At 38.8% G+C, this 23811-nt stretch carries 29 protein-coding genes and 1 pseudogene; 25 read left to right on the top strand and 5 right to left on the bottom strand.

Going from position 1 to position 23811, the window contains the following annotated elements; genetic code table 11:
* Positions 1 to 10 precede the first annotated feature (10 nt).
* The 4 genes from IGI84_RS06145 to IGI84_RS06160 are packed head-to-tail and all read left to right on the top strand — an operon-like array spanning position 11 to position 3009.
* On the top strand, positions 11 to 1633 hold the full coding sequence (locus IGI84_RS06145) for a phage portal protein (protein ID WP_430600911.1): 1623 nt from the start codon (positions 11 to 13) through the stop codon (positions 1631 to 1633).
* Positions 1587 to 1817 carry a hypothetical protein gene (locus IGI84_RS06150; protein WP_325844197.1) on the top strand — a complete coding sequence of 77 codons (231 nt, stop codon included), beginning with the start codon at positions 1587 to 1589 and terminating at the stop codon, positions 1815 to 1817. The genes IGI84_RS06145 and IGI84_RS06150 overlap by 47 nt, the downstream gene beginning before the upstream one ends.
* 11 nt (positions 1818 to 1828) lie before the next feature.
* Complete coding sequence (locus IGI84_RS06155) at positions 1829 to 2782, top strand: minor capsid protein (protein ID WP_430600912.1); 954 nt, start codon at positions 1829 to 1831, stop codon at positions 2780 to 2782.
* A gap of 2 nt (positions 2783 to 2784) precedes the next feature.
* Positions 2785 to 3009, top strand: coding sequence for a hypothetical protein (locus IGI84_RS06160; protein ID WP_430600913.1), 225 nt, complete (start codon positions 2785 to 2787; stop codon positions 3007 to 3009).
* A 29-nt stretch (positions 3010 to 3038) separates the two neighbouring features.
* Here the strand turns inward: IGI84_RS06160 and IGI84_RS06165 are convergent, their stop codons facing one another.
* Positions 3039 to 3239 carry a hypothetical protein gene (locus IGI84_RS06165; protein ID WP_430600914.1) on the bottom strand — a complete coding sequence of 67 codons (201 nt, stop codon included), beginning with the start codon at positions 3237 to 3239 and terminating at the stop codon, positions 3039 to 3041.
* 175 nt (positions 3240 to 3414) lie between these two features.
* Between IGI84_RS06165 and IGI84_RS06170 the strand changes: the two genes are divergently transcribed.
* The 20 genes from IGI84_RS06170 to IGI84_RS06265 all read left to right on the top strand — a co-directional run bounded on the left by IGI84_RS06170 (position 3415) and on the right by IGI84_RS06265 (position 20787).
* The gene (locus IGI84_RS06170) at positions 3415 to 4035 is read left to right on the top strand and encodes a DUF4355 domain-containing protein (protein ID WP_430600915.1); all 621 of its coding nucleotides are present in this window, start codon (positions 3415 to 3417) and stop codon (positions 4033 to 4035) included.
* A gap of 11 nt (positions 4036 to 4046) precedes the next feature.
* Complete coding sequence (locus tag IGI84_RS06175) at positions 4047 to 4400, top strand: hypothetical protein (protein ID WP_430600916.1); 354 nt, start codon at positions 4047 to 4049, stop codon at positions 4398 to 4400.
* 24 nt (positions 4401 to 4424) lie between these two features.
* Entirely contained in the window at positions 4425 to 5432 is a 1008-nt protein-coding gene (locus tag IGI84_RS06180) for a major capsid protein (RefSeq protein ID WP_422705306.1), read from the top strand.
* A gap of 10 nt (positions 5433 to 5442) precedes the next feature.
* Positions 5443 to 5649: a hypothetical protein gene (locus IGI84_RS06185; RefSeq protein WP_195960552.1), complete on the top strand. Its 207-nt coding sequence runs from the start codon at positions 5443 to 5445 to the stop codon at positions 5647 to 5649.
* Positions 5650 to 5688: 39 nt separating this feature from the next.
* The gene (locus IGI84_RS06190; protein ID WP_270375355.1) at positions 5689 to 6027 is read left to right on the top strand and encodes a phage head-tail connector protein; all 339 of its coding nucleotides are present in this window, start codon (positions 5689 to 5691) and stop codon (positions 6025 to 6027) included.
* The gene (locus IGI84_RS06195; protein ID WP_430600917.1) at positions 6024 to 6353 is read left to right on the top strand and encodes a hypothetical protein; all 330 of its coding nucleotides are present in this window, start codon (positions 6024 to 6026) and stop codon (positions 6351 to 6353) included. Before IGI84_RS06190 ends, IGI84_RS06195 begins: the two co-directional genes overlap by 4 nt.
* The gene (locus IGI84_RS06200) at positions 6346 to 6687 is read left to right on the top strand and encodes an HK97-gp10 family putative phage morphogenesis protein (protein ID WP_010747517.1); all 342 of its coding nucleotides are present in this window, start codon (positions 6346 to 6348) and stop codon (positions 6685 to 6687) included. Before IGI84_RS06195 ends, IGI84_RS06200 begins: the two co-directional genes overlap by 8 nt.
* Positions 6688 to 7083, top strand: a complete 396-nt coding sequence (locus tag IGI84_RS06205; RefSeq protein ID WP_430600918.1) for a phage capsid protein — start codon at positions 6688 to 6690, stop codon at positions 7081 to 7083.
* Complete coding sequence (locus IGI84_RS06210; protein ID WP_430600919.1) at positions 7084 to 7590, top strand: phage major tail protein, TP901-1 family; 507 nt, start codon at positions 7084 to 7086, stop codon at positions 7588 to 7590.
* Positions 7591 to 7633: 43 nt separating this feature from the next.
* Positions 7634 to 7984: a tail assembly chaperone gene (locus IGI84_RS06215; protein WP_016611218.1), complete on the top strand. Its 351-nt coding sequence runs from the start codon at positions 7634 to 7636 to the stop codon at positions 7982 to 7984.
* 53 nt (positions 7985 to 8037) lie between these two features.
* The gene (locus IGI84_RS06220; protein ID WP_010747521.1) at positions 8038 to 8298 is read left to right on the top strand and encodes a hypothetical protein; all 261 of its coding nucleotides are present in this window, start codon (positions 8038 to 8040) and stop codon (positions 8296 to 8298) included.
* 16 nt (positions 8299 to 8314) lie between these two features.
* The gene (locus IGI84_RS06225; RefSeq protein ID WP_430600920.1) at positions 8315 to 11029 is read left to right on the top strand and encodes a phage tail protein; all 2715 of its coding nucleotides are present in this window, start codon (positions 8315 to 8317) and stop codon (positions 11027 to 11029) included.
* A 10-nt stretch (positions 11030 to 11039) separates the two neighbouring features.
* Complete coding sequence (locus IGI84_RS06230) at positions 11040 to 11822, top strand: distal tail protein Dit (protein ID WP_430600921.1); 783 nt, start codon at positions 11040 to 11042, stop codon at positions 11820 to 11822.
* Positions 11819 to 14677 carry a phage tail spike protein gene (locus tag IGI84_RS06235; RefSeq protein WP_430600922.1) on the top strand — a complete coding sequence of 953 codons (2859 nt, stop codon included), beginning with the start codon at positions 11819 to 11821 and terminating at the stop codon, positions 14675 to 14677. Before IGI84_RS06230 ends, IGI84_RS06235 begins: the two co-directional genes overlap by 4 nt.
* A gap of 11 nt (positions 14678 to 14688) precedes the next feature.
* Entirely contained in the window at positions 14689 to 17523 is a 2835-nt protein-coding gene (locus IGI84_RS06240; RefSeq protein WP_430600923.1) for a M14 family metallopeptidase, read from the top strand.
* A gap of 57 nt (positions 17524 to 17580) precedes the next feature.
* Positions 17581 to 18321 (top strand): 7-cyano-7-deazaguanine synthase, encoded by a 741-nt coding sequence (locus IGI84_RS06245; RefSeq protein ID WP_325906790.1) that lies wholly within the window; start codon positions 17581 to 17583, stop codon positions 18319 to 18321.
* Positions 18322 to 18802: 481 nt separating this feature from the next.
* A complete protein-coding gene (locus tag IGI84_RS06250) occupies positions 18803 to 19210 on the top strand; it encodes a hypothetical protein (protein WP_016611208.1) in 408 nt (135 codons plus the stop codon).
* The gene (locus IGI84_RS06255) at positions 19211 to 19546 is read left to right on the top strand and encodes a phage holin, LLH family (RefSeq protein ID WP_430600924.1); all 336 of its coding nucleotides are present in this window, start codon (positions 19211 to 19213) and stop codon (positions 19544 to 19546) included.
* A gap of 35 nt (positions 19547 to 19581) precedes the next feature.
* Complete coding sequence (locus tag IGI84_RS06260; RefSeq protein WP_430600925.1) at positions 19582 to 19890, top strand: hypothetical protein; 309 nt, start codon at positions 19582 to 19584, stop codon at positions 19888 to 19890.
* On the top strand, positions 19891 to 20787 hold the full coding sequence (locus IGI84_RS06265) for a peptidoglycan recognition protein family protein (RefSeq protein WP_430600926.1): 897 nt from the start codon (positions 19891 to 19893) through the stop codon (positions 20785 to 20787).
* Between the two features lie 66 nt (positions 20788 to 20853).
* Here IGI84_RS06265 and IGI84_RS06270 read toward each other — a convergent pair whose 3' ends face one another.
* The 4 genes and pseudogenes from IGI84_RS06270 to IGI84_RS06285 form a co-directional block, all read right to left on the bottom strand.
* The gene (locus IGI84_RS06270; RefSeq protein WP_430600927.1) at positions 20854 to 21579 is read right to left on the bottom strand and encodes a hypothetical protein; all 726 of its coding nucleotides are present in this window, start codon (positions 21577 to 21579) and stop codon (positions 20854 to 20856) included.
* Positions 21580 to 21746: 167 nt separating this feature from the next.
* Positions 21747 to 21947: pseudogene (locus IGI84_RS06275) on the bottom strand (hypothetical protein); the annotation flags it as partial.
* 1 nt (position 21948) lies between these two features.
* The gene (locus tag IGI84_RS06280) at positions 21949 to 22239 is read right to left on the bottom strand and encodes a DUF5960 family protein (protein ID WP_087664259.1); all 291 of its coding nucleotides are present in this window, start codon (positions 22237 to 22239) and stop codon (positions 21949 to 21951) included.
* Between the two features lie 93 nt (positions 22240 to 22332).
* On the bottom strand, positions 22333 to 22977 hold the full coding sequence (locus tag IGI84_RS06285; protein WP_430600959.1) for an SHOCT domain-containing protein: 645 nt from the start codon (positions 22975 to 22977) through the stop codon (positions 22333 to 22335).
* Positions 22978 to 23284: 307 nt separating this feature from the next.
* Between IGI84_RS06285 and IGI84_RS06290 the strand changes: the two genes are divergently transcribed.
* Entirely contained in the window at positions 23285 to 23794 is a 510-nt protein-coding gene (locus IGI84_RS06290) for a QueT transporter family protein (protein ID WP_430600928.1), read from the top strand.
* Positions 23795 to 23811 lie beyond the last annotated feature (17 nt).

The following is a 23811-nucleotide window of genomic DNA, read 5'->3' on the forward strand; positions in this document are numbered from 1 at the left end:
AGGTGATACAGTGGAACAGAATATTCAGCTGCTGGGGAAAAAGCGATTTGATGAAGAAGCGAACCTTGTTTATAAGGTGCCAGTTAGTCAGTTGCCGAAAATCGACATGTTAGATAAGCGGACAGGAACGATAAGCGAGTGTATCGACTTCAAGCATGAAGATATGTGGAAAATGATTGTTGGCTTTATCAAGCATCATCGTGAAAGACAAGTACCTAGATTAAAAGAGCTAAAGCGATATTTGAATGCAGACAATAACATTAAGCGACGTCCAAACAAGCCAGACGGCAGAGCAGACAACCGCATAGCGAGCGATTTCGCTAACTTTATTGTGTCGTTCAAACAAGGTGTCTTGTTAGGTAATCCGATTAGTTACAACGGCGATCAAGTTATTGTTGAACGAATTAATCGGTTTGCTAGTGAATCCAATGAGGACTACCATAATCAGTTGATGAGCCGTGATGCATTTGGCTTAGGTCGTGCTTATGAGTGGGTTGGACGTGACGAATACGGCAAAGAAACAATAGCCAAGTTTGATGCGGAACAAACATTTGTGATTTATGACAACACAAAAGACAGAAACTCGATTTGCGGCGTACATTACTTCGTTGAGAAATTTTTGGATAAGTCGTTCACACGGATCGAGTTATACACAAACTGTGGATACAACTATTACTTCACAGCTAAAGATGATGATTTGGAAAATGCCGTACTAGATGAAAACGGAGCAGTTCAAAGCTATTTTGACACTGTTCAGATCAATGAATGGCCAAACAACGAAGAGCGCACAAGTGATTTTGAGCATGTAATGGATTCCATTGATGCATACGACCTATCACGATCAGAGATGGCTAACTTCCAACAAGATTCATCGGAAGCCTACTTGGTGATCAAAGGTAACCCTGATACAGCAGACGATGAAGAAGGAGACAACAGCAAGTTAGAAGTATTCAAAGCTATGATGCAAGCAAGAATGCTTGTATTAGGCGATAAAAAGATATACGACAACAATGTTGCAGGTGCAGAACCTGATGCGTATTACCTTAAGAAAGAGTATGACGTTGCAGGAATGGAAGCTAACGACAGCCGGACAGTTGCTGATATCTTACGTTTCACATCTCTTATTGATTTCACTGACGAGAACATCGGGTCTAACCAATCAGGTATCGGATTCCGTTTCAAAGGTTGGGGTTCAGACAACGATCGTAAGAACAAGGAGCGAATGGTTAAGAAAGCTATTATGCGCCGTCTGCGGTTGCTTACACACTCTTGGAGCATTAAAGATGGACTGGATAAACCACGAGGCTTGATTGATACAGTCAAAGCCTTTTTTGTTTCTGATGAAAAGCAACAAGAGCAACTATACAACAAAGTAAACGAGATCCAAATTCAATTTACGCCGAATGTGCCGCAATCAGACGAAGAGATTATGAAAGTTATTGCTGGAATGGTTGGCATCGTATCAGATCAAACGTTGTGCGAAATGGCTGAAAGATTGACTGGCGTGCCGTTTGAAGAAGAGCTGAAACGGCTGAAGAAACAAGAGGGCTCTGGTGTGTTTGACAGTGATAAGGAGGTTGAAGAAGATGAATCTCAAAGAACAGATGATGGACCAGTATCAGAAGAAGGATAGCGAAAAGATCAAAGATGCTATTGCTGAAGCTATGAAGATTGGAAAAAAAGAAGTCCTGTACGGCAAAGACGTAATCACAGATGATATTCGCAAAGAGTTTCAAGACGGCGGCTTTACTGTTGAAGATTACGAGGATAAGCATTCGATTGATGCAAAAATTGAGTTAGTCAGATTTTCTTGGTAAGGAGTGATTAAGTGAAATCACAAGATTACTTCATAAAACGTGAGAAAGCTTGGCAAGAGCAACAGATTAAAGATGACAAGAAACGCATGAACGAGATCAAGAAGCGCCTGCAATATGCACAAGATGCGATACAGAAAGAGATAGACGCACAGTGGGATAGTTTTTCCAACGGGCAGAAAATCACTCGTAGCGAAGCGATGAAACGTGCTAGTGAAATGGATGTAAAAGCATTTGCTCGGAAGGCTAAGAAGTATGTTAAAGAAAAAGACTTCTCACCTACAGCAAACAAGGAATTGAAGCTATACAATCTTACAATGCGTGTCAATCGTTTGGAATTACTGAAAGCAAATATTGGACTTGAACTGATAGCCACGTTTAACGATATGGACAAGTACTTCTCGGGAGAGCTTACCAGTGCAGGCTTGAAAGAACTGCAACGACAAGCAGGCATCCTAGAAATGACGATCGCTAAAAGCGGTTATGCCAAATTAGTGGAGCAAGTGATCAACAGTTCGTTTAGAGCGGATGGATTTGCAACATTCAGCGAACGACTATGGATGTACCAAGCAGAGTTGAAAGCTGATTTAGATAAGTTGCTTGTACGTAGTGTGACGATGGGTAGAAACCCCAAACAGTTGGCATCTGAATTAACGAGATTCCTTACTGAGAAAGGTAGAGAGAACACTAGATTCAATACCGAGCGTTTGATGGTTACAGAAACAACTAGAGTGCAGATTGGCATTCAAGAGCGAAGTTATCGTGATGCTGATATTACAAAGTACACATTCATTTCTGAACCTTCAGCGTGTGGTCTGTGCTTACCGCTGAATGGAAAAGTATTTGATGTTGATGAAATGGAACCAGGAACAAATGCGCCAAACATGCATCCGTTTTGCAGATGTAGTACGGCACCGTATGTTGACAGAGAAGTGTTTGAGAAATCGCTTAAAGAAAGAGGGTTATAACCATGCCAAAACTAAACAAAGTATCAATTAGCAACGGTCTATTCATTGATGGTACACGGGTTAACGGTTTAACGGATATTAATATCGAATCAAGCGTCGGTGATGTATCAGCAGTCACTATGAAATTCTATGGAATCATTGACGGACTAGACAACATTCAAGAAACGTATCAATTTAAGGAGAATAAAAAAACATACAAACCAAATAGAAAATACAAAAGCCGATAGCATAGAACTAACGGCTTATTTTTAGTGCTTTATTCAATATGACTGTCTGGATCAGTTGTTAAATGTTTAATCGCAAGAACGTTCTCTTGAATTAATTCCAAGGTTTCAACGGTGCTTCCAGCGCTGATTCTTGTTAATTCAGAGTCGCTTTCGATCTCAACAAGACTCTTTACAATCAAATCAAGCTTTTCGTTCATTGAAGTCAACAGTTCAATCACTTTTTCATTCATTTCTATCCCTCCTTTGGCAGATAGTATATAGAATAAAAAAATATTGTCAACCAAGTAACACTATATGTGTCGAAGGATATAGCCCTTTTTAAAAAGTCCAAGCATTGATGACTTTAAAAGCTATGGAAAGTGCAAGCATTTATCCACGTTAAAAGATATGGAAGGAGAAACAAATATGGAACCAAAAAAATTATTACCAATGAACTTGCAATTCTTTGCAGAAGACGATGTAACTGATGTTACTCCGGATAATACATCAGAAAACAGCGCAGACAACAAAGAAAAGAATAGTTCAGACCAGACAGAAGCGGATAAAAAGTATAGTGACGCTGATGTCGACAAGATTATTGCAGCAAAGTTTGCTAAATGGGAAGCCAAACAACAACAAGAAAAAGACGAAGCTGCCAAACTTGCCGAAATGGACGACAAAGAGAAAGCAGACTACGAGAAACAGCAACTCGAAGCAAAACTAGCTGAGTTCCAACGTAAAGAAGTGCTATCCAAGATGTCTGAACAAGCAAGTGAAATGCTGTCTGAGAAAGGCGCTACGCCTACGAAAGAAATGCTTCGACTAATTGTTTCAGAAGACGCTGAAACCACGTCAAGCAACGTTAAGACGTATCTAGCATCTGTTGAAGCAGAACGTGAAGCAATCAAAGCGGAATATGAAAAGCGCCTTGGTGGTAAAGTTCCTTTAGATGGAAATGGCACAACAATTTCTCGTGGTGCACAGCTAGCAAAAAATGCAAACAACCAAACGAAAAAGCCTGAGAATGACCCTTGGGCAATTAAATAGGAGGAATATCAATGGTTTATGTTAAAAAATCAGAAACATTCAAAGAAATCAATTTTCTAAAATCTCAACAATTCATTTCATTCACAAAACAGGTTGATGATACTCATGCAGGAGTTGCAAATGGTGTTTTACCAGCGGGCTCTATCTTCCCTGCAAACGATGCAACAGCAGAAGGAATCACGATCAATGATGTTGATGTAACTAATGGAGCACAGCCAGTTGGTGTAATTGTTGATGGACACATTCTAATTGAACGGTTACCAGTTAAACCAAGCGATGCTGCTCAAACAGCAATGCGTGAAATCAAACTTTATGATGAAGCAGGAAAAATGATCGCTTTACCAGCCGCTGCAGGCGGACAGTAATAGGAATATAGGAGGAAAAAATAAATGGCAAATATCGCAGAATTATTTTCACAACGTAACGTCTTAGACTATGTAAACAATCGTCAAGCTCCCGCTTTGTTGGGTGAAACACTTTTTCCAGCACGAAAGGTGCAAGGGCTTGAATTTGATATTTTAAAAGCAGGTACTCGTATTCCAACGATCGCAAGCGTACATGCATTTGATACTGAGGCAGAAATTGCATCTCGTGTAGCTTCTCGCAGCGCTCAGGAATTAGCTTTCATTAAACGCAAAATTCAGTTGAAAGAAAAAGACTTGATTGCATTGCGTAATCCTCGTACTGCTGAAGAACAAGCATTCTTGGAAAATGAAGTATATAACGATGTATTTTCAATGGTTTCTTCTGTCAATGCACGTGTTGAAAAAATGCGCATGGAAGTATTGGCAAACGGAACCGTAACATTAGATGAAAATGGATTGGATCTAGTTGTTGATTATGGCGTTCCGGCAGAACACAAAGCTACCGTTGATTTCGCTGCTTCTTCTACCGATGTTATCGGATTATTAACTACATGGGCGGGTACGCTAGATACTACACCAACTCGGATCTTAACTTCGACTAAAGTGCGTAATGCTATTTTGCAAAATGCTGGTATCAAAGCTTACTTCAAAGATGCTGGATTGCTGCCAACGGCTGGAACATTAAATCAGTTGTTACAACAATTTGATTTGCCAGTAATCGCAACGTACGATGCTAAGTACTATAAAGAAAATGCTCAAGGCGTGTTGGTCAAAGAGCGCTACTTCCCAGAAAATAAACTTGTCATGTTCGGTGATGAAAATCCGGGAGAATCTATTTTCGGTGTAACGCCAGAAGAATCTCGGCTATTATCTGGTGGTACTAATGATTATCAAGTTGGAAACATTTTTGCAATGGTTTATGAATCAAATCTTGACCCTGTTGGAACATGGACAAAAGCAGCTGGTACTGCACTTCCTAGCTTCCCTGAAGCAGACAACGTGTTCCAAGCAACTGTATTAGCAGAAGGGTAGGTGACCCTCTATGGCCAAATATAAAGTAGCTAAAGTTTTCATTGATGTTCACACGAAAGAAACTTATAAAGTTGGTCAAGAGATTGATTTGAACAAAGAGCGCTTTGATGAAATTGAGAAAAATCTTGAAGCGTTTGGCGGAGGATTCTTAGAACCGATTAAGATCGAGGAAAAACAAGTTAAGAAACCAACTAAATCAACTAAAAAGAAAGGTTAGTCATTTGACTAGCCTTTTTATTTTTGAAAGGAGGCAGTCATGGACGAAACCTTAGAAGAAGTAAAACGATCGCTCGAAGTTGATAACGAAGAACTCGATAAACAACTAACTGACTTTATCAAACGAATCTCAAACCAACTATGTGTGCGTTTAGGCTTCTTAGAGACCGTTCCTGCGGCTTTAAACTATATCGTAGTTGAATGTACTATCAAGAGATTCAACCGCAAGGGTAACGAAGGTATGAGCTCGTATGGACAAGAAGGTGAGTCAATCTCCTACGGAAAGCTTTTAGATGAGTTTGAAGATGACATTTCAGCATACAAAGAGAAGCAAAGGGAAAATAGCGTTCCTCGTAGAGGGGTGGCTAGGTTCCTATGAGATATGACACAGAAGTAACTTTCGTTATCGAAAAAGATGGCTATTATGATCCAGAGTTAGGGGAGCATGTAGAACCGACTTTAGACGAAAAAATCAAGCTTGCTAATGTAACTGATTTGGGAACTGATCGCTCGAAAGTTTTGTTCGGAGACATTAAACAAGGTGCCAAAGTTATTCGTTTACTTCGACCTTATACCAAGGAATGGGATTATGTCTTAATCTTCAACAAACTAAGGAGCAAAACACAGAAGTTTGAGATTGTCACTGAACGGAATTTGCGTTTGAAGAATACGTTTATCGTCCAGGAGGTGGCTTCTGGTGGCTAGAAGGAATGTTTCTCTCAAAGGTGTTAGCGAATTGACGATGAAACTCAAGTCTAATGCAAATATGAAAGATGTGAAGCAGATCGTCAAACAGAATACAGCTGAATTGACACAAGGCGCACAACGTAAAGCGCCAGTTGATACTGGTAATTTGAGACGATCAATAACTATGGATTTGAGCGATGGCGGTTTAACAGGAAAGGTGAAACCTACCGCCGATTACGCTCCTTATTTGGAGTACGGAACAAGGTTCCAATCAGCTCAACCATTTATGCGACCAGCTTTCAATAAGCAGAAGGCGCAGTTTAAATCAGATATGGATAAGTTGGTGGAATAGATGAAGACTAGAGAACAATCAATCTTTGATGAAATGTTTAAACGATCGAATGCATTGGGGTATCAAACATACGACTACAAACCTGCGAGTGCTACTAGCTACCCGTTTGTTGAGTTTGAAGACACTCAAACACTTCATTCCACTAACAAATCTCATGTCTTGGGAAATGTCGTGATTGTAATTTCCGTATGGGGTTTGCACACTAAGCGAAAACAGGTGTCTGAGATGGCGTCTGCTTTGTTTGAGCAAGCGATGCAATTAAATACATCTGACGGATATTCATGGACGCTAGACACCAATGCAAGCGACATACAGACGGTAACAGATACAAGCACAAACACACCGCTTAAACGAGCGATTATTGAATTGAATTTTAGATTAATAGGAGGAATTTAAATGGCACTAAAAAAAGGTATTGACGTCATTTTGGTCTATCGGGACTTGGAAAAGCAAGCTGAAGAAGCTGCCAAAACTGTTACTTATCAAACCGAGCATACATTCGGTATGTCACGCAGTACAGATGCTACCGAAACTAAAGATGGCACTGTCCAAACAGTAGGAGCAATTGAATATGATTTCAGTTCTACTGCTTTTTATGAACGTGGCAGCGAAACTCTCAAAATGCTTTACGATGCATTTATGAACAACAAGTTGGTGGAAACGTGGATCATCGATAAACTCGAACCACAAGAAGGCGATACAGGTAAATTTGCAGCCAAATATATGCAAGTATATATCTCAAACTACGAAGAAACGGCTTCCGCTGAAGATGATGTTGAAGTTTCTTTGGAATATGCCGTGCAAATGATTCATCAGGACGGCTATGCAACACTAACAACCGAACAACAAAATGCAGTTCAATATGCATTTGTAGACACAACAAAACAAACACCAGAAGGATAAGCACTCTTGATTGAGTGCTTTTTATTTTTAGGAGGATGGATCAATGGAATTAACAATTAACGGAAAAGCTTACTCATTTAAATTCGGCGTCAAATTTGTTCGAGAAGTGGATAAAAGAAAGCCTGTAGAACAGAACGGTGTTCAATTTGGGATGGGATTGGTAGCAAAAGTGGTTCCTGAATTACATGCAACCAATATCGCTACTTTGGCAGACGTTCTTTATATGGCTAACCAGACAGAAAGTCCTAAAATCAAGCAGTCAGAACTAGATGATTATATTGATGATTGTGATGATATCGAAGCGTTATTTGACGAAGTTATCAATGAACTTAGCGAAAGCAATGCGGGAAAGTTAGCGATGCAAAGAACAAAGGAAAAACTAGCGAAACAATAAGCTCGGCAGAAGTTTATGAAAACATTCTTATTAATTCGTTTAGGTATCTAGGTATGACAGATATTCGACAAATTGAGCGAATGACACCTTATGAGTTTGAAATTCGTATGACGGCTTATCAGTTAAAACGACTAGATGAGCAAGAAACGATTCATCAGCAAGCTTGGGTTAATTGGCAAGTCCAGTCGACTAAAAAAGAAGGCAAAAAAACAGTTCCTGTATTTACATCTTTCAAAAAGTTTTTTGATAAAGAAAAGCTCGAAAATGAAATCTTGGGCAAGAAAGAAGAAACGCCGAGATTTGTAAACTCCTGAGGAAAGGAGGAAAACTATGGAATCATATAGCGTTGAAGCGATCCTTTCGGCTGTCGACAAGAATTTTTCTTCTACCATGAAGAATGCTGATAGTTCTATGAATAACTTAGATAGCAGCACTCAAAAAACGAATACTTCTATCCTCGATATCGCTAAAGGTATCGGGGTTTTTAAATTGATTGATAATGCTATTGGATTAGTTACTAGTTCATTAGGCGGTGCGATTGATCGTTTCGACACATTGAACAAATACCCAGTTGTTATGCAAGCGTTAGGTTATTCCGCCGAAGAAGTAGACAAGTCAATGAACAAGCTGACAGACGGAATAGACGGATTGCCAACAAGTTTAGATGAAATCGTATCTAGCGCTCAACAGCTAGCTATTTCAACGGGTGATTTGCAAAAAGGTACAGACACGGCAGTAGCCTTGAACAATGCATTCTTGGCCAGTGGTGCTTCTGCAGCTGATGCAAGTCGTGGGGCGCAACAATACCAACAAATGCTCTCAAAAGGCGAAGTCGATCTTCAGTCTTGGCGCTCTTTGCTTGAGACAATGCCAATTGCAATGGATAAGGTATCGAAGTCCTTTAGTGATCAAGGCGTTAACTCAGCGAATGACCTATATGCTGCTCTGAAGAAAGGCGACATTACTTTTGATGATTTTAACAGTCGTTTAATCGAACTGAACGAAGGTGTCGGTGGATTTGCTGAATTAGCCCAAAAGAACTCAGCTGGTATAAGGACTTCCTTTGCGAACATCAAAACAGCAGTTGTAAAAGGTTTAGCGAATGTTATCACGGCGATTGACGAAGGAATGCAAGACGCTGGGCTTGGATCGATTGCGGAAAATTTTGACAAGATCAAAGGGGCAGTAAACGTAGCTTTTAAAGCTATCACTGAAAGCATCCCACCGGCAATTAGCTTTTTGACAACCCTGTGGGATACGATTAAGCCTTTCTTACCGCTAATCATGGCAGTAATTGGCTATATAAGTATCTACCAAGGTGTCATGGGTACTGCCAGAAAAGCGGTTGAGCTATACAATGGCGCTCAAAAAATGATGAACGTCCTAATGAACTTAAATCCAATCGGACTCGTTATAGCGGCGGTTATCGCTCTTGTAGCAGGATTCATTTATCTATGGAATACAAGCGAAGGATTTAGAAATTTCTGGATTGGTCTTTGGGAAGAAATTCAAAGCGTTGTTGGCGCTGCTGTTGATTGGATCGTCTCTGCTTGGAATGGAATGACAGAATTCTTTTCGAATGCTTGGGACGGTTTAGTAGAAGGCAGTAAACAAGCAGTGGATAGCGTCAAAAAGGGATGGCAAAATACCAAGCAATGGTTTGCAGATCTATGGCAAGGTATCAAAGATTCAGCTAGTGATATGTGGCAAGGGACAAAGCAAGCTTTTAGTGATGGCGTAGATAGTATCGTTTCGGTTTGGGGTGGGATCACACAGTGGTTCTCAGACTTATGGAATGGGATTAAATCAACAGTTACTTCTATCGTTAAAGGTATTGCAGATGGAATCATGAGCCGTTTCGGAACTCTTGTGTACGGTGTTCGAAATGCGTTTATCCATATGAGCTTTTTCCTGAAAACACTTTGGACAAATTTAGTGAAGATTGCTGGCCAGATATTTGAAATTATGAAAAACGTTATTCTGGCTCCTGTGCTATTCGTGACTTCTTTAATCTCGGGTGGTTGGGAAGAAGCAATGAATAACATGATCGGGATATGGAACAATATCCAAACTGCAGCAGCGAATATTTGGGCTTCCATTACAGCGATCTTTGATAGCTTCTTAACTAACACTCAGATGGCATTCTTAAACATATGGAATGGTATTAAAGCAGCACTAGCCTATATATGGACTACGATTCAAACGATTGCGATTGATACATTTAACAGTATTGTAGCTTTCTTTGTTGAAACATGGACCAATATCAAACAAGGCACAATTGACGCTTGGAACGCCTTAAAAACATGGTTATCTGAAACATGGGAAAGCATGAAACAAGGTGCGATTGACACTTGGAATAGCGTGAAGCAATTCTTCATTGATTTGTGGGAATCCATTAAGACAAACACAATCAATATGTGGAATGCGATCAAAGACGGTGTCACGACTGCTTGGGAAAATACCAAGAATGCTGTCATTAATACAGCGAAGAGAATTGTAGACGGTGCAGCACAAGCTTGGGAAGACATGAAAACCGGCGTTTCAAATGCCGTAGACAGAGTAAAAGAAACCTTTGATACAATCAGACAAATTGACCTGTTGCAAATCGGGAAAGATATCATCGATGGATTAGTAAATGGAATCAGAAGCAAGATTGATGATGTAGTGAATGCAGTCAAAGATGTTGCTGGTTCTATTACTGGAAAAATCAAAGATGTGCTGAATATTCACTCTCCTTCTCGTGTGATGGCTGAATTAGGTATGTTCACTTCGCAAGGTTTAGCAGAAGGTATGTTAGATGGCTCGAGATACGTGGATAAAGCATCCTCTACACTAGCTGATAAAGCATCAAACATGGACATTGGAAACCGAATTTCGGCAGTTAATAGCCAAATTCAGTCGAAAGTGCAGCACGAAGTCAGCTACGGAACCAATAACCAACCGGCTGTTTTCAATGTTCGAATTGGCGATAGCGAGTTTTCTAAATTTGTTGATGACATTAGTCAGGCTCAAGGTAATGGCATTAACTTAAACATGCAATTTTAGGAGGTAGGAAATGGAAAACAGAATGTATCCGTTTATGGACACACAGAAAAATGAACGATACATACCGGAGTACATTCCTACTTCCGCTATGTATTATGATGGCATTCTATTTGAGAAGGTAATCGAAGGATATCAAACATTGTCAGTCGAAGGGAGAGAACTGATTTCTGTGGGTATTGAATCAGAATCAATTCAAGTCGGAAGCATTGTTACGAACCAGACTTTGCCTTCAAGAACGCTGACAGTGAAATACAAACTCGAAGATAACGATCCAGAAAAATTACAAAAAAAGTTTGATCTTTTGATGTGGTATCTCTATAAAACAAAAGATGTTCCGATTCAATTCAACGATGAATTAGACTACATCTATCACGGTCGGTTTTCATCTACTAATACCGTTGCAGGCGACACAAACAGAATCGTTTCAAGTTTTGATATCTATTGTGCTGATCCAAGAAAGTATTCAAAGCAATATAAATCAGATGGCGAAATTGCCACGTACATTCCATACACGATCGTCCCTGATGTCGTAAGAGTTAAATTGAGCTCACCAACAAGCGTTAAAGTAACCAATGGCTCTCTCTCGATGTCGATCACAGGCGCAAGCATCGTTGCGGGAGATGTAGTTGAGTTTCGAAACAAAGAAGGTAGTGTGTATGTAAACGGTGTAGATAAAACCAACATCTTGGATTGGGCAGGCGGACAACTTGAAGATTTCTATATCAAAAAAGGGGATGTTGTTAAGACAAACAATGGATCTCTTGAAGTATTTTATCGGGTGGTGGCGCTATGAGCGAAAGCATTTACTTTCTTAATGATGAACAAGAACTGCTAAAAGTGTGCGGAGAAAGCAAAATTATTGAATCCATACAATCGAAAGAAATCACAGCTGATAAAAGTGAGCTGATGAACGATACTTTGAGCGTTAGTGTATTGGATGATAAGAAAATTCGAGACGCTGCATTTATGGCTGTTCGTGAAAATGATGATTCGTTCTCGTTGTACAAAATAACCGCTGATAGCGACCCTAGAGGACGTTTAAGCTTTACAGGGGTTAACTTTGCAGTAGATGAATTGCATTCGTTTATCGTACTTGATATGCGCCCTAGCAATCGAAGTATCAAACAAGTAGCAGAACAGATTCTTGGTTATACAAACGCTGAGTGGCGTGTAGGTTATGTCGATCCTACGCTTCCAGCAATTTCAGGAACGTTTTACTATCTAAGCGTTAAAGATGCTTTAAAGCAATTACAGACTTTCGGCTGCGAGATTGTTTTCAAATGTAAAATTGATGGGAACAAAATCACAGATAAATGGGTTGAAATTTATAAGCAGATTGGCATATTTAGTAATAAGCGATTCGTATATGGATCAAATGCGCTTGAAGTCGTGCGTCAAAGAGATCGATCGCAATTATATACTTCGATTATCGGACGGGGTAAAGGTGAAGAGGTCGGGGACGGCTACGGACGAAGAATTGAATTCACCGACATCGAATGGAAAAAGTCGAATGGTAATCCGTTAAATAAACCTAAAGGACAGAATTGGCTTGAATATCCTGAAATGACAGAACTTTACGGCATACCGATGAAGAACGGAAGCAAGCGTAAACGGGAAACTGTTCTAATTTTGGAAGATATAGAAGACCCTAGAGAGTTGCTGCAAGCGACCTATGAGAATCTCGTAGAATACTCACGTCCGCTGATTCAATTCAAAACTTCTGTACTGGGTGGGGATTCAATCGGTAACACGGTAACTATACACCGATCAGACAAGAACTATCATTACAAAACTCGTGTTTTCAGCGTCAAAATCGATCGTATCAGGAACAAGGTAGAATGCGGATTAGGCGATAACTTGAACACGTCGAGCACTAGGCAAGCAGCAAGTGTTCAAAATAGTGTAACCAATCTGGCTGAAACTAAGATGACGTTCTATGATTCAACTGAAATCAGCAAATGGCAATCAGATATCATCCGTGGCGCTCATGGAGGTGCGGTTATTTTGATGTCACCATCCGATTATCCGGCCAATCATCCTCAGCGAGGAGAAAGTCGGCAGCCATTTCAGATGGTATGGATGGACGGCGATTCTATTCAAACCTCAAGCCATTTCTTAGTCGCTAATTCAGATGGGATTGGATTCATAGACGGCGATTTCTACACTAGCCCATTTAAAACAGCTTGGACCATTGATGGAAAATTCAATGCTGACTTTATCCAAACCGGATCAATCATTGCTGATATTTTCGAAACATCGTTTAACAAGCTAGGTGAGATTTTGAAATTGTCAGCTGGATCGTTACAGGCGATGAAAAACGGCAAAAAGATTATGGAGTTAACCAGCAAAGGAATGGAGTTCTGGGGAGCCAATCGACAAATTGGAACCATTGGGACGACCGACTCAGCTGGCAATCCTTTTCCAGAAGCGTCAACGCCGACACCGCTTGAAGATAACTCGCTTGTAATTAAAACAGAAGGCGATGGAAAGTACATTCTTATCTCGACAAAAGAAGGATATGGATGGGTATTTCTTGGAGATGGATCGGGGATTTATCGTGGAGATGTTACACACCAAGGAAATGTCCGTATAACGGGCGACTTAGATGTGCAGGGTCAAATTAGAATCCAAGGGCAACAAGTTTATCCTGGCGGAAGTGGTGGTGGCGTTGGTCCTGGTGGTGCAACATATGATCCGATTAATATCGGCAGCAATATAACAGGCAATGCCAATATCGTTGCTTGGCTTGAAAAGTATACGAAACTATACGGTATCTCGGATTATATTGGCTTAGCTTATGCGCTGATAATGGTTGAAAATCCCGGTACAGACGGCACAGATGATATCATGCAGTCTTCTGAATCAGCAGGCTATCCTGGTCCTGGTTATCTTACAGGTGAAGCTTCGGTAAACCAAGGTTGTAAGCATTTAGCACAACAAATTAAGAACGGCCAAGATCAGAACGTAGACATCTGGGGAGTAATGCAAGGTTACAACTTCGGGAGTGCCTATATCCCTTGGCTCTCAAATAGAGGAGGAGTAAATACCACTGATTTGGCCGAAGTTTATTCAAGAACTGTCGTTGCGCCATCCCTAGGAAATACAACTGGTGCAACCTATTCATACGTGAATGCTGTATCTCAAGCAGATGGCAGAACCTATCTATATGTAAACGGCGGGAACTTCCACTATGCTGCTATGATTCGACAATATGTGAAAGTGAATGAAAGTTCGGGATATGTAGTTCCGATTAGTAAGCCAGTTACAGTGACTAGCGAGTTCGGTTATAGATATCATCCAATTACTGGATCATACGAGCTGCATAACGGGATTGACCTTGTAAACGGAAATGCCACTACGCCGATTTATGCATCTGCTGCTGGTGAAGTGGTTATATCAGGTAGTTATCCCGATTGGTATGGAAACTATGTTGTTATTAAGCACGCTGACGGGCTTTACACAGGGTATGCACATCAAAGCCAACTGAGAGTTTCTGTCGGTGATACAGTCAATCAGGGACAGCAAATCGGAAATATGGGGACCACTGGCCCAAGTACTGGACCGCATTTGCACTTCCAATTCTTTACGAATGGTCCTTGGCCATCCAATAGTGATTTTATTAACCCAAGAGAACACATAAATTTTTAGGAGTGATGGATTTGGAACTAGATCAATTTAGAGATGTCGATTTAGTGATTGATAGAGCGAATGATAGCTTTGTGCAGAAGCAGTTCGTTTCACAAGGTGATTATAAAGGTCGCACGCTTACTGTTCAGGTTACTAACAACGGAAATGTTGGTGAAGTGCCGGGCTTGACTTTAAATCTTAATTGGCATAATGAAGCAAGCGGAATTACTGATCTGTCTGCATTTACAGTTATAAATAAATCGACTAATGTGTTTAGTATTGAGTATCCGGAACATATGATGACACCGGGGAAAGTATATGCAAGTATCCAGGTAATTCAAGATGGAAAAGTAACGAATTTAAAAGAATTTGAGTTAACAGTGCAAAAATTAGCGGGGCATCCCGTGGGGATCGTAGATAAAGCAGAATTTAGTGCGCTGGTAGCTGTCTTGGCAGATGCGAATGAGTTTCGTACAGACATCAACGCAACAAATATTAACTTGGCAAACGGACTTTCTAACAAAGTCGATAAAAATGGAAATGAGCAGATTACTATGCCGATGTTATCCCAATCTGTAAAAGAAGCAATGACAGGTGGTAGTGTTGCTGTCGTTGGCGAAGGAGCTGTGAGTACAACCAATATTGCTGAAAATGCTGTGACAGAACCAAAAATAGTAGAAAATCTTTCTGAAGTGTTGTTATCGCAAGGTCGAAATCTTCTTAAAAACACAACTTTCCAAAATGGGACTAATAGCTGGGCGAGCGCCTCGACACCTAGTGCTACCTTAACGGCTAACCAAAATCAACAAACGCTGCGTGTTACAGGGACAGGAACAGTCGAAAATCCAATGGTATATCAAAATTTGGATGCCTTAGATATAAAAAAAGATCATACTTACTATTTTTGCTCCATGGTTAATGTCTCAAATTCAGATTGCAAAGAAATTAGAACTGAGTTTTGTAATAATACTTTTCCCGTCTACAATCCTGTAAGTAATCAGATTTATCGTTTAGATGGAGTACAGAAGCTAATTAGTGAAACTTATAGATCGTTCAACTTGCGTCACATATACGCAGATGCAAGCTCAGCATCAGGGAAAGAGATGGTTGTGGGTAAACCTATCGTCGTAGATTTAACGGTTATTTTTGGGGTTGGAAACGAACCAACCTTAGAGGAATGCAGATGGCTTTTTGAAAGCTATACCAATTATTTTGAAGAGGGTAAAGTTTTCTTTTCGGCATCAAAAACAGTTACTAAAAAGATTTTAGAAACGACACAAGATATAGCAACCATTAACAATGGTGTAGACTTGACAGAAATAACAATCAATAATGTTTTTCCAAATGCGAGATTAAACAACAATAGTTTTTGGGTTACAACTTCGATTCCAGACACTACGGTAACTGCAGCTAACGGAGTTTTGACTTTAACTGGTAATGGTTCGGCAAATACGCAGAGAGCTTTTGTAAACTACAATTTAAAAGCTGGCAACTTCTATTTTTTAAGCATGAAAATTAAAACTAAAAACAGATGCAACAAAATATCTATTACTCAAGCTTCGGTAGAAGTAGCTTCTATTGTTGATCCTGAGATCGATAAATGGTACACAGTTGAAATAATCTCAAGCGAATTATCTGAAAACAGTATTTACATTCGAACGATTTATGATTCTGCAGAAGAAGCTAATGGAGCAATAGTACAGATGACAGAACCGAGTCTCATTGATCTGACAACAGATTTCCCTAATCCTCCAAATATAAATCAGCTAAAAAATATTCTCGCTTATACAGGAAACTGGTTTTTTGGGAGTGCTTCGATAAGTAAAAGCAAATACGCTGTTGCTATAATAGAATCTAAGAATACATCTCAGGAGCAAGAAGACGAAATCAACCAAAGTATTTTCTACAACACGGTGAATCGAATTCCTGATCACGATGGCTCAGAGGCAATTGATATAGAAGAATTAACAACTGAAACCTTTTATCCTATGTGGGATAATTTGATCAGCAGCACATCCTATCTAGAAAAGGTTATTTTAGGTAAAGACCAATCAAATACTTGGGATATTTGGCAAGTCAAAACGATGCCGGTTGCGCCGAAGTACAAGTTGCTATTAACTTGTAATGTTCACGGACATGGCGAGGGCGGAGATCCAAGAGATGTAGGGGTTGCACTATACTATTTCTTAAAGGATTTGGTACAAAACCCTACGAAAAGCCCTCAACTTGAGTGGCTTTATAATAATGTTCAGATTATCTTTATACCAGTAGCAAATCCATCAGGATTTAATGTGACTGGGCGTTATAATTCAAGGGGTGTAGACATTAATAGAAATTTTGATTACAATTTCCCAGATAATCCTAGTTCAGTGTATGGTACCGAACCGTTTTCAGAAGTAGAAAGCCAGTATATTAGAGATATGGTATTAGATAACATTGATGCTGACGGCTTCATTGATATGCATTGTTTTATGAACAATCCAATTTCTTTATTATATCCAGCATATTCCGTAGATATTGTTGGCATTGGATGGAAAACTCTTAACGAAGTTGCGACTCACATGGAAAAGAAATACGGTGGAAATAGATCCATAACTGTAACTAACACATCTGGCACAATCAGAATGTGGGTTGAAAAAGAGAACGGGATAGAAGCTATTACACCTGAAGGAACTGTTTATATCACAGGAGAGACCCCTCATAGCTCTCTCGGATTAACAAGGCTTACTGAGTGGTATGGAAATAATATATATAGATTTATCTACACAATTCCATGGAACAAGGATTATTTTGTTAGTCAAAAAGGATCTAAGTTTGTTCAAATAATTGACGAAACTGGTATTCTAACATCTATCAAAATAAATTGATTTTGACAAACAAACTAGTGTATTATTGTATTATTAGGTAAACATTAGGAGGAAAAAATGAAGAAAGTTTTGTGGACCGGCGGTTGGGATTCAACATTTAGAGTGCTTGATTTAGTAATTAACAAAAAAGAGATGGTACAGCCATATTATGTAGTTGATAGAAATAGAGCGTCTAATAAAATAGAATTAAAAACGATGAAGGAAATCAAAAACAAAATAAACTCTAGTTTTCCTAATTCAAAAGGATTAATAATGGAAACAATATATATAGAAAAAAACGAAATCCCTACCAATCAAATCATTACTGATAAGTTTAATAGATTACTAAATGAATCATACATGGGGACTCAATATGATTGGTTAGGTCGGTATGCAGAAGCGAATAACTTAGAAGACTTAGAGTTAAATATACACAAAGATGATAAAGCAGAATTTTTTGTAAGGCCTCTTGTGGAAAAAAAAGACGATGGAAATGGATCTTACTCGTATGTTTTAAAAGATAGAGCTCTGGGAACTGACTACGATTTGTTTAAATACTACTCATTTCCGGTGCTAGATTTAACTAAAACACAAATGAGCGAAATTGCTAAGAAAAGCGGTTTTGATAGTTTGATGGAAATGACGTGGTTTTGCTTTAACCCCACATGGAGAAAAACCCCTTGTGGCTACTGTAACCCGTGTAAATACACCAGAAATGAAGGATTAGGAAGACGTGTCCCTTCAGAAGGAATTGCTAAGTACAATAAATTAGAAAATAAAATTTATTACAAGATGAAGCAAATAATGGGTAGGAATTAATAGAACGAGAAGCACGCTCAATTGAGTGTGCTTTTTATTTTGGAAAGCAGGTGAAATATGTGGGACGAAATAAAGTTTATTCTTAGATATATCAACAAACGAAGTACCTCTTTCGCATTCTCTCTAGGATCAATTGGTTATGGGTTCTATCACTTTTTCAACTCAAACATACTTTCATATTCAAACGCATATGCGGCTATCAATAATATCTTCGGATTTATTGGTGGTCGTTATTTTGGTTTGATGTTTATCATTATCGGCGCTCTTAAAGTGTTTGGATTAATAATTGATAATGTGTATCTCAAACTTCCTCTGTACTTCGTATTACTGTTTTTGTGGCTTCTTTTAGGCTCTTGTTTCTTGGTCACATTCATAGACGGCAGTACTAATCCATCGTGGATTTATTGCTTCACGATAGCGCTAATGAGCACAAATATCCTGAAGGCACATCAACAGGAAATAATTATAAAGGATGAAGTAGATGGATAGATTTTGGACCAGCGGATTCCCGCAAATCATGACAATTATCGGCGTTTTTCTTTCGGCGGTATACGGTCCGAAATTAGTGGCTAAAGTGCAGGGGAAGAACAAAGTTGAAGAAGTGAAGACAGAAGGGGATAACAACGCAGAGGCTTTGTATATCCAAAACATGGGAAACATTATCGAAGGATATCGATTGCAAGTGAAGGAGTTTAAAGATGAACTAGCAGCGGTTAGATCAGAATTTAGGGAGTTTAAGGAAGAACACGAGAAGCAAGTGACGGCATACAAGGAACAAATTGGGTTTCTTGAGTTGCAAGTTGAAGAACGTGATGAACGCATTCAAGAACTCGAAGGAGAAAACGAAACATTGAAAAACGAGAATACTATTTTGAAAGGTGGAATTTAGATGGAAGCATTACAAGACGCATTGTTAAATTTATTGATTGTTGTGGTTGGCTTGGTGGCAGCATTTATTGGCCAAAGGGGTTCAGAGTATTTGAAGAAGAAAGGTGTCTTAGCTCAGTTGGAAAGCAAGAAGAACTATGTGGCGATTGTTGTATCAGCAGTTCAGCAAGTTTACGCAGAAGCAAATGGAGATGCTAAGTTGCAAGAAGCCAAAGCTCAGTTAGTGGACTTGTTTAACAAGAACGGGATCAGGTTCACTGAAGACGAGCTGAATCTGTTAATTGAATCAGCAGTAAAAGGGATGAAAGATGGCGTTGACCAAGGAGTGGCTGAATAAGCCGCTCTTTTTCTATATCTAAAGGAGGAAGAATAATGTTCAAAGAAGGCTCATATGTAACTGTGCTCGGAAAATTACAAGTCAAAGAAGTTGGAGAAGAATATGTTCAGTTAGATCCATTCGAAAAAGGAGAAACAGAGACAGTCAATCGATACGAAGAAAATGGATTTAAAGAGGTTGCATCGGATGGACTTCCTAAAGAATTCGATGGATTCCAAATTGGTGACTTCTTTTACTTAACTGGAAAATACAAAGTTTTAAGATCGAATGAAATCTTTACCAAGATTGAATTAGAAGGTCAAATGTTGTCATTGCCAAATCATAAATTAGTGGAGGTGGAATAAATGGTAGTAAGTTATTCAGGAATTGCGGGCGCTCGTGGATCAAACCCAACAGCAATCGTTTTGCATAATGATGCCGGAAGCCAAGGTGCAACTGCAGCATTTTATAAAAACTGGCTAGAAAGCCATACGCCTTCTTTAGGATTTGCTCATTACTACGTTGCTAGTGATGGAATATATCAAGCTGAGAAGGACAGCAACAAGGCGTGGCATACAGGCAACAGTAAAGGTAATGCTAATTACTTGGGGATTGAAGTATGTCAATCTATGGGAAATGAATCCACGTATCTTGCGAATGAACAAAAAGCATTTAAATTAGCTGCTGATTTGTGTAAGAAGTACGGTTTAAATCCTGCTTCAGCTGTTTTTCCTTTGCATCGTGAGTTGAGTTCTACATCGTGTCCTCACAGAGCGTGGGATTTGCACGGAAAAGGTGTAGCAGCTATCAAACAATATTTTGTGGACCAAATCAAAAAGTACTACAACGGAGATAGCACATCGAATAATAATTCTGGATCGTCAACTTCAACAGTCAAACCTAGCACCCCATCTACTAAGCCGGGTTATACCCTGTTGTCAGTAGATGGAAAATTTGGACCATCCACAGCAAAACGGTTGCAACAATATTTTGGGACCAAACAAGACGGTGTCATCAGTCATCAGTATAAGCAGAAATTTAATCAGAATATTTATGCTGCGCAATTCGATCAAACATTGAGAGGATCTAATGTAATTCGCGCATTACAGAAATTGTTAGGAGTCTCTCAAGATGGTTTAATGGGCCAAGCCACAATCAAAGCATTGCAGAAACGATTGGGCACGACACAAGACGGTATCATCAGCCCAGTTTCCAACGTTGTATCTGCATTACAAAGAAGATTAAACAATAACTTGCTATAAAATAAGCCCTCTAACCGATTTTCGGATAGGGGGCTTATTTTAAAATTAATATCTAGAGTAAATGTACTAATTTGCAAAATGATGAATTATTTTGGTAATACCTTGTTGTGTTTCAGCTGGGCTACAGTCTCTCCAGGATCTTAAGAATCGTATGAAATCATGGTCGGCATCAGCAAACTGTAAATGAGGTATAGCTTTCCATAAATCAGGAGTTTTTCTAAATATTGGAAACAGTTTATTGGCGACATAAGTGTTCATCTCACGGTCAATTTTATGCTCGCACAAGTAAGTATAAGTTTCAGAATTAAGATTTGACAAGTCTTTTAAATCAAACTTTTTGATTTTTTTTCGAGCTAAGTTATCGTAGCTAATAAAATTAGAACTATATGATTTCTTTAGCTCGTCGGAAGAATTTTTCCAAAAATCAGCGAGTTCGTGCAGAAAAAAATGAGATGATAAGTCACAAATGCTTTCTTCAAACCATTTAAAAGACTCGTTTTTAATTCCATAAAAGGCAGCAAAATGACAAAGTTCATGTGCCATTTGATAAGCATTTTGTGCATAATAAGTGCTTCCAGCGGTTTTCAAAAGAATTGTTATCCTATCATTAAGGTACATAGGACCAGATGGATCTTCTAAAATATTCATTACTCGGTTCTTATCAATTGGAACATACAAAGTAAATACTGTTAGAACGTCATCTAATATATATGAAGAGTTTTCAGGCGTATGATTTTCACCGTGTGTATTAATTATCCAGGTATTAGAAAGCTTTGAAGTTACTGAATCCATCTTGCACCTCATTATTATAATATTTTTATATGATGATTTTATTATTAAATTCAATATAATGATAGAGAACAAAATGAGAACATTATAAATTTAGTAAGAAAACTTATAGACTCTTATAATCCAAAATAAACTGAAAAAATTTTAGTTTGAAATTAAGTAAAACTGTCTTCACCTATTTTTTGATTATCTCCTCCATAAGCTTGTACATAATAGCGACTATCCGTTTTACCTAACGTGACAGCAACGTAAAACTCGACGCATCTTGCGCCGAATAAAGCTTCCTGAGATTCAGAAATACTGTCCGGGAATTCATTTATAAACTCACAGAAAGATAGGTAACCCTGCTCATATTGACTGATTATGTTCATATCAGTTACCGCCGGGCTTATACTTAATGCTAGAATCGTATTTTCGAAGTATCTTGTCTTGTGTCCTAACGTGATCGAACAGATAATTTTCACCGTCTATTTTAAATACAAAAGCCAACTCTTCCGAGTAATGACTATAGCTGATGGGTACAGTGAAATAGGGTTTCCCAAAATTTTCCATTGTCCTAACAAACTGGTCATACATGAAATGTGCTGGACCCATCCTCTCGATAAACTCGTAGTAATATCTTTCTAATGCGTAGGTTCTTTGATGCGCTAATGGTATTTGCATATCAATCACTCCTCGCAAGAATTATACGAACGTTTGTTCTTGTTGTAAAGCGAACAAAAGGTTAAGAAAAAAGCCTGATAAACAGGCTCAAAGTTATAATCCCAATAGTTCTTTTTTCTTTTCATCAAATTCCGCTTGAGAAATAATTCCATCATCAAGAAGGCCTTTGAATTTTCTCAACTCATCGGCGTTGCTGCTAGAAGAATTGGAGGCTTGCGGTTCTTTAGCAGCTAAAATTTGATCAAGCTTTGCCGATATTTTATTGTAATCATCCATATATTGGCCGCCAATTATGCTTTTTAGTTTTGTTTCTGATGTCAGTAGCATAATTTTTTCTGAACGGTTATCTGTTAGATGAATCATAAAACCTAAACTGCTGACAGTGTCAAAGTCTTTTCCGCCTGTTCCTGCACCAACTAATGCTCCAACTGGCCCAGCCAAAACGCCACCAACAACCGCACGTGTAATACCGTGATGTTTCCGTTTCTTTCCGCCTTCGAATATGGGTGTGAAGCTGATAATTTCATTGTAATTGAAAACATCTTTAGATCGGTCAGCAGGAAAGATTTTATTTATAAAAAGCTTTTTATTTTTATCGTCAAAATATAATTTATCTACAATATAATCACTATGTTTAGAGAAGTATTCCAAAATTTTTGCATTATTAGCTTTGCGCTCTGCTTTTTCTTGCTTAGCTCGCTCATTAAACTCCTTGCTATCGAACAACCCCATAACCATTCCTCTTTTCATTAATTTTATAGCTTCATTGTATCAGAAAAAAGTCATACTTTGTAAACAAAAACGATAGTGTTTCACTAAGCAAAACCAGTAAAGAAATTAAATAACACCATTTTTAATAGTTTCATCCACAAAAAATCCACACAGTTTCTCCAAATTAATACAAAAAACGGAAAACAAAAAGATGGCAATATATATGGAAAGGTTGATAAAACAATATTCTTGTGTATAATAAGTACTTGTGCGAAGCGCACCGCGGTTCATCAACCATCCCGCGTAATCAAAACTCGGAGAAAGTAGGGATCATATGGAAAAATCAACAAATCTAACCAATCAACGTTTGCGTGTCGTCGCAGCGAATGGGATCATCATGGCACTTTATATAGCTGTAACGGTTCTAGTCGCACCAGTTGCCTCAGGAGCGATTCAATTCAGGATATCTGAAGGATTGAATCACTTAGTCGTTTTCAACAGAAAATTGATGTGGGGTGTCGTCGGCGGGGTTGTTGTGTATAACTTGTTCTTTGGAATGGGGATCTTGGATGTCGTATTCGGTGGGGTCGGAAGCTTTTTGGCTTTAGGAGCGACTGCGCTGGTACAGAAGAAGATTCCAAATGTTTTCTTAAGACTGGCATTTAACACCAATGTTTTTTCATTAAGCATGTTCCTGATTGCGATTATGCTAAATATCACCTTAGCATTGCCTTTCTGGCCAACATTTGCAACAACGGCATTGAGTGAATTTATTGTAATGACGATTACGGCACCTGTGATGTATATTATCAATCGTGCTGTTCGTTTTGATAAACGCGTTTAAAGAAAACTTGTTTTTTG

The organism is Enterococcus sp. DIV0008 (assembly GCF_050542615.1).
GTDB lineage: Bacteria > Bacillota > Bacilli > Lactobacillales > Enterococcaceae > Enterococcus_D > Enterococcus_D innesii.

Coding starts and splice junctions, on each gene's coding strand:
- IGI84_RS06270 (WP_430600927.1), bottom strand. CDS start 21,579: ATGGATTCAGTAACTTCAAAGCTTTCTAATACCTGGATAATTAATACA.
- IGI84_RS06225 (WP_430600920.1), top strand. CDS start 8,315: ATGGAATCATATAGCGTTGAAGCGATCCTTTCGGCTGTCGACAAGAAT.
- IGI84_RS06260 (WP_430600925.1), top strand. CDS start 19,582: ATGTTCAAAGAAGGCTCATATGTAACTGTGCTCGGAAAATTACAAGTC.
- IGI84_RS06220 (WP_010747521.1), top strand. CDS start 8,038: ATGACAGATATTCGACAAATTGAGCGAATGACACCTTATGAGTTTGAA.
- IGI84_RS06250 (WP_016611208.1), top strand. CDS start 18,803: ATGGATAGATTTTGGACCAGCGGATTCCCGCAAATCATGACAATTATC.
- IGI84_RS06265 (WP_430600926.1), top strand. CDS start 19,891: ATGGTAGTAAGTTATTCAGGAATTGCGGGCGCTCGTGGATCAAACCCA.
- IGI84_RS06245 (WP_325906790.1), top strand. CDS start 17,581: ATGAAGAAAGTTTTGTGGACCGGCGGTTGGGATTCAACATTTAGAGTG.
- IGI84_RS06280 (WP_087664259.1), bottom strand. CDS start 22,239: ATGCAAATACCATTAGCGCATCAAAGAACCTACGCATTAGAAAGATAT.
- IGI84_RS06210 (WP_430600919.1), top strand. CDS start 7,084: ATGGCACTAAAAAAAGGTATTGACGTCATTTTGGTCTATCGGGACTTG.
- IGI84_RS06235 (WP_430600922.1), top strand. CDS start 11,819: ATGAGCGAAAGCATTTACTTTCTTAATGATGAACAAGAACTGCTAAAA.
- IGI84_RS06205 (WP_430600918.1), top strand. CDS start 6,688: ATGAAGACTAGAGAACAATCAATCTTTGATGAAATGTTTAAACGATCG.
- IGI84_RS06255 (WP_430600924.1), top strand. CDS start 19,211: ATGGAAGCATTACAAGACGCATTGTTAAATTTATTGATTGTTGTGGTT.
- IGI84_RS06180 (WP_422705306.1), top strand. CDS start 4,425: ATGGCAAATATCGCAGAATTATTTTCACAACGTAACGTCTTAGACTAT.
- IGI84_RS06190 (WP_270375355.1), top strand. CDS start 5,689: ATGGACGAAACCTTAGAAGAAGTAAAACGATCGCTCGAAGTTGATAAC.
- IGI84_RS06185 (WP_195960552.1), top strand. CDS start 5,443: ATGGCCAAATATAAAGTAGCTAAAGTTTTCATTGATGTTCACACGAAA.
- IGI84_RS06150 (WP_325844197.1), top strand. CDS start 1,587: ATGAATCTCAAAGAACAGATGATGGACCAGTATCAGAAGAAGGATAGC.
- IGI84_RS06175 (WP_430600916.1), top strand. CDS start 4,047: ATGGTTTATGTTAAAAAATCAGAAACATTCAAAGAAATCAATTTTCTA.
- IGI84_RS06290 (WP_430600928.1), top strand. CDS start 23,285: ATGGAAAAATCAACAAATCTAACCAATCAACGTTTGCGTGTCGTCGCA.
- IGI84_RS06215 (WP_016611218.1), top strand. CDS start 7,634: ATGGAATTAACAATTAACGGAAAAGCTTACTCATTTAAATTCGGCGTC.
- IGI84_RS06165 (WP_430600914.1), bottom strand. CDS start 3,239: ATGAATGAAAAAGTGATTGAACTGTTGACTTCAATGAACGAAAAGCTT.
- IGI84_RS06195 (WP_430600917.1), top strand. CDS start 6,024: ATGAGATATGACACAGAAGTAACTTTCGTTATCGAAAAAGATGGCTAT.
- IGI84_RS06230 (WP_430600921.1), top strand. CDS start 11,040: ATGGAAAACAGAATGTATCCGTTTATGGACACACAGAAAAATGAACGA.
- IGI84_RS06285 (WP_430600959.1), bottom strand. CDS start 22,977: ATGGTTATGGGGTTGTTCGATAGCAAGGAGTTTAATGAGCGAGCTAAG.
- IGI84_RS06170 (WP_430600915.1), top strand. CDS start 3,415: ATGGAACCAAAAAAATTATTACCAATGAACTTGCAATTCTTTGCAGAA.
- IGI84_RS06160 (WP_430600913.1), top strand. CDS start 2,785: ATGCCAAAACTAAACAAAGTATCAATTAGCAACGGTCTATTCATTGAT.